The sequence below is a fragment of the Mesorhizobium sp. B3-1-7 genome (assembly GCF_006439385.1).
In the GTDB taxonomy this organism is placed as follows: domain Bacteria; phylum Pseudomonadota; class Alphaproteobacteria; order Rhizobiales; family Rhizobiaceae; genus Mesorhizobium.
Genome location: NZ_VFTL01000004.1, coordinates 24,953 through 40,731 on the forward strand (window position 1 = coordinate 24,953; position 15,779 = coordinate 40,731).

The 15,779-nt window shown below is 63.9% G+C and carries 10 protein-coding genes and 2 pseudogenes; 7 read left to right on the top strand and 5 right to left on the bottom strand.

Going from position 1 to position 15,779, the window contains the following annotated elements; genetic code table 11:
- The first annotated feature begins 102 nt into the window (after positions 1-102).
- From FJ417_RS04470 to FJ417_RS04495, 6 genes are all read left to right on the top strand, one after another.
- Positions 103-2,550 (top strand): FAD-dependent oxidoreductase, encoded by a 2,448-nt coding sequence (locus FJ417_RS04470; RefSeq protein ID WP_140782621.1) that lies wholly within the window; start codon positions 103-105, stop codon positions 2,548-2,550.
- Entirely contained in the window at positions 2,547-5,012 is a 2,466-nt protein-coding gene (locus FJ417_RS04475; protein ID WP_140782622.1) for an FAD-dependent oxidoreductase, read from the top strand. The genes FJ417_RS04470 and FJ417_RS04475 overlap by 4 nt, the downstream gene beginning before the upstream one ends.
- A 14-nt stretch (positions 5,013-5,026) precedes the next feature.
- Positions 5,027-6,589 carry a trimethylamine methyltransferase family protein gene (locus tag FJ417_RS04480; RefSeq protein WP_140782623.1) on the top strand — a complete coding sequence of 521 codons (1,563 nt, stop codon included), beginning with the start codon at positions 5,027-5,029 and terminating at the stop codon, positions 6,587-6,589.
- Between the two features lie 155 nt (positions 6,590-6,744).
- On the top strand, positions 6,745-7,710 hold the full coding sequence (locus FJ417_RS04485; RefSeq protein WP_181183152.1) for a glycine betaine ABC transporter substrate-binding protein: 966 nt from the start codon (positions 6,745-6,747) through the stop codon (positions 7,708-7,710).
- Between the two features lie 106 nt (positions 7,711-7,816).
- Positions 7,817-8,851 (top strand): betaine/proline/choline family ABC transporter ATP-binding protein, encoded by a 1,035-nt coding sequence (locus FJ417_RS04490; RefSeq protein WP_140782742.1) that lies wholly within the window; start codon positions 7,817-7,819, stop codon positions 8,849-8,851.
- The gene (locus FJ417_RS04495) at positions 8,848-10,368 is read left to right on the top strand and encodes an ABC transporter permease subunit (RefSeq protein WP_210240637.1); all 1,521 of its coding nucleotides are present in this window, start codon (positions 8,848-8,850) and stop codon (positions 10,366-10,368) included. The genes FJ417_RS04490 and FJ417_RS04495 overlap by 4 nt, the downstream gene beginning before the upstream one ends.
- A gap of 169 nt (positions 10,369-10,537) precedes the next feature.
- Here FJ417_RS04495 and glnQ read toward each other — a convergent pair.
- Positions 10,538-10,765, bottom strand: a pseudogene (gene glnQ / locus FJ417_RS04500) (glutamine ABC transporter ATP-binding protein GlnQ); the annotation flags it as partial.
- A gap of 4 nt (positions 10,766-10,769) precedes the next feature.
- Here glnQ and FJ417_RS04505 point away from each other — a divergent pair.
- Positions 10,770-11,156: pseudogene (locus FJ417_RS04505) on the top strand (amino acid synthesis family protein); the annotation flags it as partial.
- A 282-nt stretch (positions 11,157-11,438) separates the two neighbouring features.
- On the opposite strand, the gene guaA reads toward FJ417_RS04505, so the two are convergent.
- The 4 genes from guaA to FJ417_RS04525 form a co-directional block, all read right to left on the bottom strand.
- Positions 11,439-13,004 (bottom strand): glutamine-hydrolyzing GMP synthase, encoded by a 1,566-nt coding sequence (gene guaA / locus FJ417_RS04510; protein ID WP_140782625.1) that lies wholly within the window; start codon positions 13,002-13,004, stop codon positions 11,439-11,441.
- 70 nt (positions 13,005-13,074) lie between these two features.
- Entirely contained in the window at positions 13,075-13,713 is a 639-nt protein-coding gene (locus FJ417_RS04515; RefSeq protein WP_140782626.1) for a 5'-methylthioadenosine/S-adenosylhomocysteine nucleosidase, read from the bottom strand.
- A 3-nt stretch (positions 13,714-13,716) separates the two neighbouring features.
- Positions 13,717-14,178 (bottom strand): PaaI family thioesterase, encoded by a 462-nt coding sequence (locus tag FJ417_RS04520; RefSeq protein ID WP_140643944.1) that lies wholly within the window; start codon positions 14,176-14,178, stop codon positions 13,717-13,719.
- Between the two features lie 92 nt (positions 14,179-14,270).
- On the bottom strand, positions 14,271-15,560 hold the full coding sequence (locus tag FJ417_RS04525) for an RsmB/NOP family class I SAM-dependent RNA methyltransferase (RefSeq protein WP_140782627.1): 1,290 nt from the start codon (positions 15,558-15,560) through the stop codon (positions 14,271-14,273).
- Between the last annotated feature and the right edge of the window lie 219 nt (positions 15,561-15,779).

The window sequence follows — 15,779 nt, forward strand, 5'->3', positions numbered from 1 at the left end:
CAAGGCTCCATAAGTTTTCCTAATGTTGCGAAATTTAGGTTGAGCGCAAGAGGCTTGGCGGAAAAGATCGCCCGGTTCGATCCAGCAAAGGTAGCTTACAAGGTGAATGACAGCGCACGCATCGTGATCATTGGCGGCGGAGTCATTGGCCTCGGCATAGCCTATCACCTGGCTGAATTGGGTGTGAGCGATGTCGTCCTCCTGGAACGCCACCAGCTGACCAGCGGCACTTCCTGGCATGCAGCCGGAATCGTCGGTCCGTTGCGCGCCAGCCTCAACCTGACAAGGCTGGCGCAATATGCGACCGAGCTGTTTCCACGCCTCGAGGAGCTGACCGGCCAGGCGTCCGGCTACAGGCGCACCGGCGGCCTCTGGCTGGCGCGGGGTCCGGAGCGCATGGACGAGTTGAAGCGCATCGCGCATATGGGCGATGTCTGCGGCCTGACGGTGGGGATCGTCGATCAGGCCGGCGTGGCGGAACGCGTGCGCGGCATCGTCGCCGACGGGGTTGAAGGCGCGCTCTGGGTCGAGGAAGACGGTCAGGCCAATCCGGTCGACATCTGCGCCGCCTACGCCAAGCGCGTCCGCGCGGCTGGCATCCGTATCCTGGAAGGGGTTTCTTGTTCAGGCATAGTAATCCGTAATGGCCGGGTCGCCGGCGTCACGTTGGCTGCGGGCGTCACCATCGATTGCGAGATCGTCGTCAACTGCGCGGGCGCCTGGGCACGCGATATCGGCGCGCTGGCGGGCGTTCCGGTGCCGCTGCAGGCGGTCGAGCACATGTATGTGGTGACCGAGCCGATCACCGGCCTGCAGGATCCGTTCCCGATCCTGCGCGACCTCGACGAAGGCATCTACATCAAGGGCGATTCCGGCAAGCTGGTGCTGGGCGGGTTCGAGCCGAATGCCAAGATCTTCGACGTCCGCGGACCGGCGGGTGACAGGCCTTTCCTCGAACTGCCGGAGGATTGGGAGCAGTTCGAACCGTTCATGTCTGCCGGGCTGAAGCTTCTGCCGGCGCTTTCGCAAACCGGCATACGGCATTTCATGAACGGGCCGGAGAGCTTTACGCCGGATACACGTCCGCTGATGGGCGAGTCGCCCTATCTGCGCGGCTTCTATGTCGCCGCCGGCTTCAACTCGACCGGTATGATGTCGTCGGCCGGTGCCGGCAAGGCGATGGCCGAGTGGATCGTCGACGGCGAGCCCGGGCTTGATCTCTGGGCGCTCGATATCGCCCGTTTCGACCGCTCGGCTGCGGCGCGTTCCTTTGTCGGCGCCAGGATGGAAGAATCAGTTGCCGATCTCTTCCGCATGCACTGGCCCTACAAGCAGGCAACCGCCGGTCGCGATGTGAGGCGTTCCGCCTTTCATAGGACCTTCGCAGAAGCCGGCGCCGTGTTCGGCGCACCGACCGGCTGGGAGCGGCCGCTGTGGTTCGGCGGAGAGGAGACGCGCGGCTACTCCGTGGGTACCCAGAAATGGTGGGGCGCAGCCAAGGCCGAAGCCGAGCGGATGACGCAAGGCGTCGGACTGTTCGAGCTTTCGCCCTTCACCAAGATCGACGTGCGCGGACGCGACGCGGCCAAGCTGATGCAGAGGCTGTGCACGGCCGATGTCGACCGGTCCGAAGGCCGCGCCGTGTATACACAGATGCTCAATGCGCGCGGCGGCATCGAGGCCGACGTGACGGTCGCGCGGGTCGGAGCGGATGCTTTCCGTGTGATCTCGGGTGCAGCGACAAGGCAGAAAGACCTCGCTTGGATTAGCCGCCATGCCGAAGATCTTGGCCTCAATGTTTCGGTCTTCGACGCCACATCCGCTGAGGCCGTTCTCGGCATCATGGGGCCGCGCTCGCGCGACCTGCTGCAAGGCCTGACCGACGCCGATCTTTCCGATGCGGCATTTCCATTTTCCACCTCACAACGCATAGATATCGGCACCGCCAACGTCCGCGCCATCCGAGTCAGTTTTGTCGGCGAGCTCGGCTTCGAACTTTACGTGCCGGTAGAGCATGCCGAAAGCGTGTTTGCCACGATCATCTCGGCTGGCAGCGGCTATGGCTTGGCGCTTTGCGGGCACTACGCACTCGATGGCTGCCGCTTGGAAAAGGGCTACCGCCATTGGGGACACGATATCGGTCCGAAGGACACGCCATTGGAGGCGGGCCTCTCTTTTGCGGTATCCTGGAAGAAGAGCGATTTCATCGGCCGCGAGGCGCTGCTTAGGCAGAAGGCCGAGGGCGTACAGCGCCGGCTGATGCATTTCGCCGTTGAAGGAGCTAACCCCCTTCTGCTGCATGACGAGCCGATCTATCGAAACGGCAAGCTGGCCGGATTGACGACCTCGGGCGGGCTCGGCGCGCGCACGGGCCTCAGCCTTTGCCTTGGCTACGTCGCCAGCGATCCGGGCGAGCCGAAAACGCAGCTCTTTCAGTCTGACTACGAAATCGCGGTCGCCGGCACACGCTACAAAATGCGTACGCTCGACAAACCGCCTTACGACCCAACCGGAATGCGCATGCGCCGACATGCGGAGGAGACGCTATGAGACAACATGCCCGCGTGGTCATTATCGGCGGTGGCGCCATGGGCGTGTCGCTGCTCTATCACCTTGCCAAGCGAGGCTGGAGCGATGTCATGCTTGTCGAGAGACAGGAGCTGACGGCAGGCTCAACCTGGCATGCGGCGGGGCTCTGCACGCATTTCGCCCACAATGCAACGATCATGGAGATGCGCGCCCATTCGGTGCGGCTCTATCGCGAGATACTGACCGCCGAGACCGGACTGCCAACCGGCTTTCATGCCAGCGGCGCGCTGCGCATCACCCGCTCGAAAGCGCGCATGGATGAGTTCCGCCATGTGCAAGGGCTCGGCCGGTTCGTCGGTCATGACTTCCACATCCTGAGTCCAGCCGAGCTCAAGGATATCTATCCGCTCTGCCACACGGACGAGGTCATCGGCGCAATCTACGAGCCTAATGACGGCCATGTCGATCCGACACTGGCCACCAATGCCATGGCCGCTGGCGCGCGCTCGCGTGGCGCCGAGATCGTGCGGCACAATCCGGTACTGGGGATCGAGCGCAAGCCGTCCGGCGAATGGCTGGTGCGCACGGAGCAGGGCGACATCGTTGCCGAGCATATCGTCAACGCCGCCGGCACATGGTGCCGAGAGATCGGCGCAATGATGGGCATCGACCTGCCTGTCGTGCCGATGCTGCACCAATATGTCGTGACCGACACCGTTCCGGAAATCGCCGAGCGCATCGCCGCCGGCGCCAAGGAACTGCCGATCATCCGCGATCCGGAAGAAAGCTGGTACCTGCGCCAGGAGCGCGACGGCTACATCGTCGGCCCTTATGAGAAGTCGGCCCATCCGTGGGCGATCGACGGGGTGCCGCCGGAGTTCGGCATGGAATTGCTGCCGCCCGATCTCGACCGCGTCGAGCACATCATCGCGCTGGCCATGGACCGGGTGCCAGCGCTCGCCAATGCCGGCATCAAGACAGTGGTCAACGGCCCGATCACTTTCACGCCCGACGCCAACCCGCTGATCGGCCCTGCCTTTGGCCTCGGCAATGCATGGCTGCTCACCGGCTCCAGCATGGGCGTGATGGAAGGCGGCGGCGCCGGCCGTTTCCTTGCCGACTGGATCATCGACGGGGCGCCGCGCAGCGATGCGCTCGCCATCGATCCGCGCCGCTTCGGCAACTATGCCGACCGCGACTATCGCATCGACAAGGCGGTCGAAGGGTTCGGCCTGCAATTCGGGATCCACTATCCCAACGAAGAACGCGACGCCGGCCGGCCGCGTCGCACGACGCCGGCGCTGGACCTTCAAAAAAGCCAGGGCGCCGTGCTGGGCGTCGCCTATGGCTGGGAGCGGCCAAACTGGTTCGCCGTCAAAGGCGCCGTCCGCGATCCGCCGCTGACCTTCCGCAAGCCCGGCTGGTTCGACGCCGTGCGTGGCGAGTGCCTTGCCGTGCAGGACAGCGTCGGCGCCATCGACCTCTCCGCCTTTTCCAAATTCGAGATCGGCGGGCCCGGCGCCAGCGCGTTCATGGCGTCGCTCGGCGCCAACCGGCCACCCGAACGCCTCGGCCGCATCGGCCTCATTCACATGCTGACCGCGAATGGCGGCGTGGCGTCGGAATTTACCGTGACGCGCTTCGGCGATGACGGGTTCTATCTCACCAGCGCCGCCCTCGCGGAAAGGCATGACGAGGATCTGCTGCGCTCGCGCGCCGCGGAATTTCCTGGCGTGACGATCGACAACGTCACGGAAAGACGGGGGGTGCTGGGGGTGATGGGGCCGCGCGCCCGCGACCTGCTGGCAAAGATCTGCGAAGCGGATCTGTCGAATACGGCATTTCCCTGGCTTTCCGCGCAGATCATCCGGGTGGCGGGCATCAAGGCGGCTGCACTTCGGGTCTCCTATGCAGGTGAGCTCGGGTGGGAATTGCATGTGCAACTCGCGCAATTCGGTAAGCTTTACGAAGCGGTCGCCAAGGCCGGCGCGCAGTTCGACCTACGTCCGTTTGGCATCTATGCGCTGAACGCGATGCGGCTGGAAAAAAGCTATCGCGGCTGGGGCGCGGACCTGACCACCGAGCGGACGCCGCTGGAGGCTGGATTGAGCGCTTTGGTCAAAACCGAGGGGCGGACATTCGTCGGCCGCGAGGCGATGCTGGCACGCGTCGGCGACAACTCTTGGACAATGGCGTTGCTCGAGATCGACGATGACGGTGAACGTCTGCCTTTCTACGCCCACGCGGTGATGCAGGCAGGCCGCCCCGTCGGGATCGTCACCTCCGGCGCGCGTGGTTTCCGGACCGGCAAGACGCTTGCCCTCGCCTATCTGCGGCCCGGTATCTCGCCGCAGCAATTGACGGTTTCCATCCTCGGCCGGGAGTTCTCCGCGCGTGAGCTTCGCGAGGCGCCTTACGACCCAGCCAATATGCGGCTTCGCGGACTTCAGCCCGCCGAGCAGTCTGCCTTAACGCCCGCTTGATATCGGAGCAGACCATGGACAAGGAAGCGACGATCACCACCGAAACGCATGCTCCGAGAACCGGCGGCCGCGCAGGAAGGCTCGGCCAGCGCAGCGCGCGGCAGGCGCCGCGGCGCCCCTATATCCGCCGCATGATCGGCACCTTCAACATCCTCGATGAGGGGGGGCTGAGCCTGATCGAAGCCAATGCCGACCAGTTGCTCAAGGAAGTCGGCATGGAATTCCATGACGATCCCGAGATCCTCGATATCTTCCGCAACGCCGGCGCCGACGTGCAGGGGACGAGGGTACGCTTCGAGCCCGGCATGTGCCGCAAGATCATCCGCGCCACCGCGCCTTCGCAATTCAAGCAGCATGCGCGAAATCCCGAGAACACGGTGATGATCGGCGGCGACAATACGGTGCTCTGCCCATCCTGGGGACCGCCCTTCGTGCATGACCTCGATCGCGGCCGCCGCTATGCGACGATCGCGGATTTTCGCGATCTGGTGAAGATGCACCAGATGATCCCGCATCTGCATCATTCGGGCGGCGTCGTCTGCGAGCCGGTCGACCTGCCGGCCAACAAGCGCCATCTCGACATGCTCTATACCCACATCCGTCATTCGGACCGCGCCTTCATGGGCGCGTTCATCGGCTCGAAGCGGGCGCAGGACGCGGTCGACATGGCCAAGATCGTCTTCGGCGAAGAATTCGTCGCCAACAACGCCGTGCTTTATAACGTCTCCAACACCAATGCGCCGCTGGTGCTCGACGCCAACATGTCCGGCTCGCTGAAGGTCTATGCGCGCAACAACCAGCCGGTCGCCTGCACGCCCTGGACACTGGCTGGCGCGATGAGTCCTTGCACCGTCGCCGGCACGCTGGCGCAAGTGCTGGCCGAAGCGCTTGCCTGCCTCAGCCTCGTGCAGTTGATCAATCCCGGCGCGCCCTGCCTGATGGGGAGCTTCGCCAGCACCATCTCGATGCAGAGCGGCGCGCCGACCTTCGGCACGCCGGAGGCCGGCAAGATGGTGCTTGCCTGTGGGCAATTGGCGCGGCGCGTGGGCGTGCCGTTCCACACCGTCGGTTCGCTGTCGGCTTCCAAGCTTCCCGATGCCCAGGCCGAGCAGGAGGCGACCTGGGGTATATTGATGTCGATGTTTGCCGGCGCCAATGTCATCAACCACGCCACCGGCTGGCTCGAGGGTGGGCTAGTGACCGGCTTCGAGAAGACGGTCATCGACGCCGACCTCTGCGGCAAGCTCGCCAGCCTGTTCGAGGGCATCGATCTTTCCGTCAACGCGCAAGCGATGGAGGCCATCGAGGCAGTCGGGCCGGGCTCGCATTTCCTCGGCAGCGAGCATACGCAAGCCAACTTCCTTTCCGCCTTCTACCGATCCTCCATCAGCGACAACAATTCCTTCGAGCAGTGGAACGAGGAAGGACGGCTGGATGCCGCGCAGCGCGCCAACCGGCAATGGAAGCGGCTGCTCGAGGACTACCACGACCCCGGCCTCGATCCGGCGATCGACGAGGCGCTGCAGGCCTTCATTGCCAACCGAAAGGCCAGTGAGCCCGATCAAGCCTATTTCTAGAGCGACCTGGCTCAGAGCACGTTGCGGAACGCCAGCGACCTTATGCACTCCATCGATTTTCCTTATGTGATGAAATTTGGGATGGATTGCCTGCATGTTCCGCTAACCTGATGGGTAGACTGAATGAAATCAGCGCAACCAAGTTGGGGAACACCATGAAAGGCTACCTGCTCAAGACCGCACTCGGCGTCCTTATGCTGACGCCCGCGGCTTCTTCTTATGCTGCCGACGTGACGATGCCAGACCCGAATTACGCCACCGCGACGGCGGTCATGAACGTCATCAAGAACGCGGCCGAGCAGGAACTGGGGCTGGATGTTTCGACGGTGACGACCACCGCCGTTCCGGTGATCTGGGAAGCGATGAATCGCGGCAAGGGCGAGGTCGATATCTGGCCGGACGTCTGGTTGCCCAACCAGCAAGGCCTTGTCGACAAGTACGTCAAGGGCGCTGGCACCGTGAAGCTCGCCCAAAACGGCTACGAAGCCAAGCAGGGCTATTGCGTCACCCAGGTCACGGTCGACAAATATCACATCAAGGATGTCTCCGATCTCGCCAACCCGGACAACGCCAAGCTGTTCGACACCAATGGCGACGGCAAAGGCGAGATGTGGATCGGCGCGTCTGGCTGGCAGTCGACCAACATCGAGAAGGTCAGGGCGCGTGATTACGGTTTTGCCGATTTCTTCGACCTGCAGGTCACCGACGAAGCGGTGGCGGCGGCCTCGCTCGACCGCGCGGCGAAAGCCGACAAACCATGGGTCGGCTATTGCTACAGCCCACACCAGAATTTCGCCCGCTACAAGCTCGCCTTCCTGACCGAGCCGAAGAACGACCCGGCGAAATTCGTCGTCGTGCAGCCCAACGACGATCCGCAATGGTTCGAAAAATCGAAGGTGTCGTCGGCCTATGCTGACACCACCGTGCATGTTGCCTATGCTGCCACGCTGGCGCAGCGCCAGCCGGACCTGACGGCGGCGCTGGAGCGTATGAGCTTCAACCCGGACGACATCTCGAAATGGGCATACGCTATCATCGTCGACAAGAAGCCGGCCGACGAGCTGGCCAAGGAGTGGATCAAGGTCCATCCGGGCGACGTGGCAAAGTGGTTCGGCCACTGAGCGGAGTGGCGCACGGCGACCATGGCCGGGAAGCGTAGGCGTGGACGCCGTGTCGGCCAACCTGAACCCTAAGCGGAGCGGCTCGGCCGCTCCGCCCGCTATCGTCATGAACGGCGTCTGGAAGGTGTTCGGTCCGCGCGCGCCCGAGGCCATGGCATCCATCCTGCGCGACAGGCTGGACAAGGAGGACGTGGTCAAGCGGTTCGGCTGCGTCGTCGGCGTGGCCGATGTCAGTATCTCGGTCGCACCCGGCGAAATCTTCTGCGTGATGGGTCTGTCGGGCAGCGGCAAATCGACCTTGATCCGCCATATCAACCGACTGCTCGAACCCTCCGCCGGCGAGATTTTCGTCGACGGCGAGAACATCATGACGAAGACGCCTGCCGAGTTGAGGACGATCAGGTCGCGCAAGGTCAGCATGGTGTTTCAGAGCTTCGGGCTGCTGCCGCACCGCACAGTGCGCGACAACGTCGCGCTGCCGCTGGAAATCCAGGCGGCGAGCAAGCAGAAACGCTTCGACGTCGCCGAGGCAGCGCTCGCCAAGGTCAATCTCTCGGGATGGGGCGACCGCTACTGCCACGAGCTTTCGGGCGGCATGCAGCAGCGCGTCGGCTTGGCCCGCGCGCTGGCGGCGGATTCGGCTATCCTTCTGATGGACGAGCCGTTCAGCGCACTCGACCCGCTGATCCGGCGTCAGCTTCAGGATGAATTCCTGGAACTCTCGCGGTCGATGGGCAAGACAGTGGTGTTCATCACCCACGACCTGGATGAAGCGATCCGTATCGGCGACCGCATCGCCATCATGAAGGACGGGATCATCATCCAGATCGACACGCCCGAAGACATCGTGACGGCTCCCAGGCACGACTACGTGGCTAAATTCGTCGCCGACATTTCGCGGCTGAAGGTGATCACCGCCGGTCGCATCATGGAGCCCGTCAGCGGTTTCAGCGCAAAGAACCCGCAGTCGGACGTGAGATCTTTGCGCCGGGTGGTCGCGCAGCAGCCGCTCGGGGAACTGGTGGAACTCGCGGCCCAGGATGAGGCGCCGCTGGCCGTGACGGACGCAGAGGGAACAATTGTCGGCGTCGTCGACAGGCAGCTTCTCCTGGATGGATTGCGAAAGGGCGGACAATCGTGAGCGCCCATGATCCGCACGCCACTGGGCGGCTCGAACCGCCGACTGAAGACCGCCTGGTCGAAGAGTTCGCCGTTCAGAACCCGCATTATTATGTCGACCGCTTTTCCCGCATCCGGCGGGCGCAAAATTCTGTCTGGCCCTTCAACGTCGCAGCCGCGGTGCTCGGTCCGGTCTGGGCGGCGGCGCGTGGCATCGCGGTGGTGTTCTGGATCGTCTTCTTTCTCGAAATGCTCGCGGTCGTTCAGGTCGGCATCGGCGCGGTCGGCAATCTCGGCGCGGCCGAGCAGGCGCGCGCCGAGCGGCTGACCAAGCAAGCTACGGCGCGGGCCGAACAGGCACAGGCGGCGCAAGCTTCAGGCGCGGACAATGCCGAGGGTTTGAAATCGTCGGCCGCGGCGTTGCAGAGAGCCGCGGACAAGGCAAGCGAACAAGCACAGGCGGCCGGGCAGAAAGCGCCTTTGCTGATCGGAACGGGCCTTTTGACGCTGCTTTTCGCGCGGATCATAAGCGGGTTCCTTGCCAACCGGCTGCTCGAGCGCCGCTTCGCCCGCTGGCGATCGAACCAGGCTTTGGGGCATGGGCTCAACTATCCGCTTGCGCTGTGCGCGTTTATCTTCTGCATCTTGGCCTATGGCCTCTCAATTTACCGTTTCGCCTGGGCAAACCCGGCCGGCTGGGTCATGGCGGCGCCTTCCAATCGCGATTGGCAGGTTGGCCTGTCGTCGGGGCTGGACGGGCTGATGGAAGGGATATCGCATGCGGGCGAAGGCTTCTTCGGCGCAGTCACCGGCGGCATATCGCTGGTACTCGACGGTCTGTCCTACGCGCTGACCGGCATGCCATGGCCGGTGACGATGGCGGTCATCCTGATCCTCGCCTGGCAGTTGGCCGGGTCGCGGGTCACCATCTTCACCGCCGCTGCGCTCGCTTATCTCGCCCTGCTCGGCTTCTGGGAAAAAAGTCTCGAAACGGTGGCGCTGCTTGGAACCTCGGCGGTGCTTTGCCTGGTGATCGGAATCCCACTTGGCATCTGGTGTGGCCGCAGGCCGCGCGTCTACACCGCCTTGCGGCCGGTGCTAGACTTTATGCAGACCATGCCGGCCTTCGTCTATCTCATCCCGGTGATCGCGCTGTTCGGCATCGGCAAGCCGCCTGGTGTGATCGCCACGCTGATCTTCGGCACGCCGCCCGTCGTGCGGTTGACGGCGCTTGGCCTGCAAGGCGTTCCGCCGGCAATCCGCGAAGCCGCACAAGCCTATGGCGCCACGCGATGGTTCCTGCTGACGCGGGTCGACCTTCCTCTCGCCATGCCGTCGATCATGGCCGGCATCAACCAGACCATCCTGATGTGTCTTTCGATGGTGGTCATCGCGTCGCTGATTGGCGCCAAGGGGCTCGGAGAAGACGTACTCAATGCCCTGCAATACGCCGCTGTCGGCCAGGGTTTGCTCGCGGGCTTCGCCATTCTGCTCTGTGCCATGGTGATCGACCGCATCGTGCAGGGACGAGCCAGGTAAAGTCCACCATCAACGGTGCCGCGTCGCTATTCGACTGGATTCTGTCTTCTGCCTTCCCAGGAAGGCTAAAGCGCGTCGCGCTGAAGCGGATTCAGGCGACGCGCTTTAAGCCTGTGTTTTCATGCATGTCGTTATCGCAAAACCGCTGCACACTTTTACGCGACATGCATTAGTGCTTCAATATCTGGCTGAGAAACAGCTTCGTCCGGTCATGACGCGGGCGGCCGAAAAATGCGCCTGGCGTGCCCTCCTCGATGATCTGTCCGGCATCCATGAAGAGGACGCGGTCGGCCACTGCCCGGACAAAGCCCATCTCATGCGTCACGCACACCATGGTCATGCCGTCGCGGGCCAGTCCGGTCATCGTCTCCAGCACCTCCGAGACCATTTCGGGGTCGTATCGCCTGCTCGCGCTTATGCCGGCGGAACGTATCGAAAGCTATGGCAAGGCCGCGGCCGTCGGGGTCGCAGGCGAGATCGAGCACGCCTCGGCCATGATCCACACGCTGCGCTTCGGCAACGTGTTCCGCGACGCTGTCGGCGGCACGACCTACCTCGAATTCTGCAACACCCGCAACGCGCCAGGCGCGCTGCTGTCGCTGCCGATGATGGACAAGAGCGAGAACGGCCGGCGCTCGCATTTCATCACCGCCAACTTTCAGATCGCCGACGGCCCGGCCGAGGACGAGATCGTCATGGCCATCGGCGCGGCGGACGGTGGCCGGCTCCATCCGCGGATTGCGGATCGCTTTCAGGACATGAAAGAGATGGAGCAGGCCGCTGGATAGCGCTTGTGCGCAATACGCTGGCGTTGTTGTTGATAGTCCGCTTCAGGAACGAGCAAGGCCCGCTTAAACGGCCGAGACGAGGAGCAAAGCGGACACGCCTTTACGCAGGCAATTCTACGCTACACCGCTCGCACCATTCGAAAGCACTTTACGGGATGCGGGCCCAGATCGGCCTGCCATCTCGAGATTGAGATCCCCAGCCGAGCAAGAGTGAGACATGAAGGCAATTCATAGGGCAGCGAAAACCACCGCCGAAACTACGCTATTGCCGCCGTTCTCCCTCTACTCCCACTCGATTGTGCCGGGCGGCTTCGAGGTCACGTCGTAGACGACGCGGTTGATACCCTTGACCTCGTTGATGATGCGGGTGGCGGCCGCACCCAGGAAGTTCATGTCGTAGTGGTAGAAGTCGGCCGTCATCCCGTCGACGGAGGTCACGGCACGCAAAGCGCAGACGAATTCGTAGGTGCGGCCGTCGCCCATGACCCCGACCGTCTGCACCGGAAGCAGCACCGCGAAGGCCTGCCAGATCGCGTCGTAGAGTCCGGCCTTGCGTATCTCGTCGAGATAGATGGCGTCGGCCTCGCGCAGGATCTCCAGCTTCTCGCGCGTGATGCCGCCAGGGCAGCGTATGGCGAGGCCGGGACCGGGGAACGGATGGCGGCCGATGAAGCTTTCGGGCAGGCCGAGCTCCTTGCCGAGCGCCCTCACCTCGTCCTTGAACAGTTCGCGCAGCGGCTCGGCCAGCTTCATGTTCATGCGCTCGGGCAGACCGCCGACATTATGGTGCGACTTGATCGTCACCGACGGGCCGCCGGAGAAGGAGACGCTTTCGATGACATCGGGATAGAGCGTGCCCTGCGCCAGGAAATCGGCGCCGCCGAGCTTCTTCGCCTCGTCCTCGAACACTTCGATGAACAGGCGGCCGATGGTCTTGCGCTTCTTTTCGGGATCGGCCTCGCCTTCCAGCGCCGAGATGAAGCGGTCGGAGGCGTCGACCAGGATCAGCGGCAGGTTGTAGTGCTGGCGGAACATCTCCACCACGCTTGCCGCCTCGTCCTTGCGCATCAAGCCATGGTCGACGAGGATGCAGGTCAGCTGGTCGCCGACCGCTTCGTGGATCAGAAGTGCGGCGACCGAAGAGTCTACGCCGCCCGAGAGCGCGCAGATGACCTTGCCCTTGCCGATCTGCTTGCGGATCGTTTCGACCGCGTGCTCGCGATAGGCGCGCATCGTCCAGTCGCCTTCGATGCCGGCGATGTTGTGGACGAAGTTCCGGAGCAGCCTGGCGCCGTCCGGCGTGTGCACCACTTCCGGATGGAACATGATGCCGTACATCTTGCGCTCGATATCGCCGAAGATGGCGAAGGGCGAGCTTTCCGACTTGCCGAGCACCTTGAAGCCCGGCGGCAGTTCGATGACGCGGTCGCCATGGCTCATCCACACCTGGTGGCGCTGGCCGGGCGCCCACAGGCCTTCGAACAGCGGGCTCTCCTTCTCGATCTCGACGAAGGCGCGGCCGAACTCGCGATGGTTGGAGCTTTCGGCGACGCCGCCCATCTGCACGCAGAGCGCCATCTGGCCATAGCATATGCCGAGCACCGGCACGCCGGCGTCGAAGACGACCTGCGGCGCGCGCGGGCTGCCGATATCGGTGGTCGAGGCCGGACCGCCCGACAGGATCACCGCTTTCGGCTTGATGCGCTTGAAGGCCGCTTCGGCCGATTGGAACGGCACGATCTCGGAAAAGACGCCGGCCTCGCGGATGCGGCGGGCGATAAGCTGGGTGAACTGGCTGCCGAAATCGACAATCAGTACGGTGTCGGTGTGATTGGCTGTCGTCGTCATGGCGAGCCTTTAGAGAAAGAAACGAGTCGGCGCAATGGGCTCAGCGCTGCGGCTTTCCGTCCTTTTTGGCCTATCCCAGCCGGATTGCGCCGGAGACGACCGCCTGCTCCAGCAAGTCGATGGCAGCGGCCAGCTTCTCGTCGATCACGTGCAGATATTCCGTCCAGTCGTTGACGTGCCTGAGATCGGCCGCGCCGTCGGAAATGCCGCGCAGGCCGACCAGCGGCACGCCGAACAACTGGCAAGCGCGCAAACAGGCGAAGGTCTCCATGTCGACCATGTCGGCATCGATGACGTCATAGGCGGCGCCGGAAATGATCGCGCCGCCGGTCGAGAGCGAGGCGGCCTTGACACCCGGGATGACGAAAGGCAGCGGCACCGTCACCGGCAGGTCGAGGAAAGGCGTCGCGCCCTTCTCGAAGCCGAGCGGCGAAGCGTCCATGTCGCGATAGCTCACCGACACGACCTGGTAGATCTCGGCCTGTTCCAGCTTGCGGCTGCCGGCCGAGCCCAGCGAAACAACCAGGTCCGGGAGCGCTCTCTCGGCTTTCAACGCCGCAAGCTCGGCGCCCAGCCTGACACCGGCCTCGACCGGGCCGACGCCGGTCATCAGCGGCGTGAACAGGTTTTTCAGGTGCGGGCCGTATTCGGCCTCGACCGCCATGACGAAGAGAACCGCCTTGCCGGCAATCTGAACTGCACCCGCCATGGATCAGCCTTCTATTCCGTCGCGGCCGACCACCGTCATCATCGTGCCGGTCATGGTGGCGATCAGCTTGGCCTCGCCATCGGCGGCGAAGGCATAGGCCTGGCCGTCGGCGACGATGATGGTGCGCCCGGGTTTGGTCACGGAACCGCGGAACAGGAACCGCTCGCCCCTGCCCGGAGCCAGGAGATTCACCTTGAACTCGATGGTCAGCACGCTGGAATTCTGTGGCATCAGTGAAAACGCGGCATAGCCGCAGGCCGAATCCAGCGCGGTCGAAATGACGCCGGCATGCAGGAAGCCATGCTGCTGGGTAAGCGAGGCGGAATAAGGCATCTCGATCTCGATGATGCCGGGCGTCACCAGCGTCAGCTCGGCGCCGATCGTGGCCATCGCCTCCTGCCGGGCAAAGGACGCCCTGACGCGTTCCTCGAAGTCGGGAGCGGGTACGATCTTGGCTGCCGCCATGGCGCTTTGCCTCATATTGCTGGCGAAGTTTATTGCAGAGCCCGGCAAAACAGGCAATCTTTTATGCTGCAGCGCAGCAAAAGCGGCTGTCTTCAAGCAGCCCGGCGCACGGCGTGGAAATAGAACCCGTCGGTGCCGCTCAACGCCGGTGACAGCGAGATGCCGCCGCCTTCGCCGATACGCGCGGCCCCTTCATGACCAAGGAAGCGGCCATCCCAGAGCTGACGATGATCGACCGGCGCAAAGCCTTCATGGCGCTCGCGGAAGGCCGCGACCTGCTCGCCGTTCTCGGCATCGAACACCGAACAGGTGATGTAGACCAGCAAGCCGCCCGGCTTGACGAAGGCCTGCGCCGTGTCGAGGATCGCCTGCTGCTCTCCCTTGCGGGCATCGAGCTGCCTTTCCGTCAGCCGCCATTTGGCGTCGGGCCGTCGCCGCCAGGTACCGCTGCCGGTGCAGGGCGCGTCGATCAGCACGATATCCATGTGGTTGGCGAGCGGCGCAAGCTCGGCGGGCTTGCTGACGACCTGGACGTTGCGGTTGTGCGAACGGCGGATGCGCTCGAAGATCGGCGCCAGCCGCACCTTCTCCGCATCATGGGCGAAGAGCTGGCCCCGATTGTCCATCTCGGCCGACAGCGCCAGCGTCTTGCCGCCGGCGCCGGCGCAATAGTCGAGCACCTGCATGCCGGGCGCGGCGCCGGCAAGTGCCGCGGCAAGCTGCGAACCCTCGTCCTGCACTTCGAACCAGCCTTTCTGGAAGGCCGGCTCGGCCTGCACGTTGGGGTGCCGGCCATCGCCATCGATCGGCGGGATGCGGATGCCGTGCGGCGCGATCGCCGCCGGCGCGGCACCCGTGCCCTGGAGCTCGGCCAGCACCTTGGCACGATCGGCCTGGAGCGTGTTGACCCTCAGATCCAGCGGCGGGCGCTGCGCCAGGGCGGCGCCTTCCTCGACCCAGGCCTCGCCATAGGCTCGCTTGAGCAGCGGCGCGCACCAGTCCGGGATATCGGCGCGCACCACGTCGGGCGCGTCGGCCAGCCTGCGGCCGGCGGCTGCCTTCAGCTCGCCGGCGTCGAGCAGCGGCGGCGCGAATTTGTCGCCATCGAGCGCGTCGTTGAGCGACTGCGCCGTCTGGCCCCATTCCAACAGAAGCGCGCCAAAGCCGATGGCGCGCGGCGTGTCCTCGCCGAACAGCCAGCCGGCCGAGCGTTTGCGGCGCAACGCGTCATAGACGATGTTGCCGATCGCCGCGCGATCGCCGCCACCGGCGAAGCGATGCGACAGGCCCCAGTCGCGCAGGGCGTCGGCCACCGGCCGGTGACGCCGGCCGATGTCTTCCAGAATCTCTATCGCCGCCGCCAGCCTTCCGCCCAGTCGCATCCTGTTTTCCGTAGCTGTTTACAAATCGGGTCCAGCCCGCTCTTAAAGCCTTTCAGGCCAGGATTGAAACAGTTCCATTCGGTTTGCCGATGAAATGACGTTTCAAGACCGGACGATTTGGCCGAACGGTTTTTCCATGGCGAGAGGTGCGGCCGGGAAACAAGAACAATCGATCAGAACATGAAAGACTTCTAATGTTTTGATTGACGCCTGCAAGAA

What these genes read in the sequence shown, in the direction of transcription:
- FJ417_RS04515 (WP_140782626.1), bottom strand. Translation starts at nt 13,713, where the DNA reads ATGGCGGGTGCAGTTCAGATTGCCGGCAAGGCGGTTCTCTTCGTCATG.
- FJ417_RS04520 (WP_140643944.1), bottom strand. Translation starts at nt 14,178, where the DNA reads ATGGCGGCAGCCAAGATCGTACCCGCTCCCGACTTCGAGGAACGCGTC.
- FJ417_RS04485 (WP_181183152.1), top strand. Translation starts at nt 6,745, where the DNA reads ATGAAAGGCTACCTGCTCAAGACCGCACTCGGCGTCCTTATGCTGACG.
- FJ417_RS04475 (WP_140782622.1), top strand. Translation starts at nt 2,547, where the DNA reads ATGAGACAACATGCCCGCGTGGTCATTATCGGCGGTGGCGCCATGGGC.
- FJ417_RS04480 (WP_140782623.1), top strand. Translation starts at nt 5,027, where the DNA reads ATGGACAAGGAAGCGACGATCACCACCGAAACGCATGCTCCGAGAACC.
- FJ417_RS04525 (WP_140782627.1), bottom strand. Translation starts at nt 15,560, where the DNA reads ATGCGACTGGGCGGAAGGCTGGCGGCGGCGATAGAGATTCTGGAAGAC.
- guaA (WP_140782625.1), bottom strand. Translation starts at nt 13,004, where the DNA reads ATGACGACGACAGCCAATCACACCGACACCGTACTGATTGTCGATTTC.
- FJ417_RS04490 (WP_140782742.1), top strand. Translation starts at nt 7,817, where the DNA reads ATGAACGGCGTCTGGAAGGTGTTCGGTCCGCGCGCGCCCGAGGCCATG.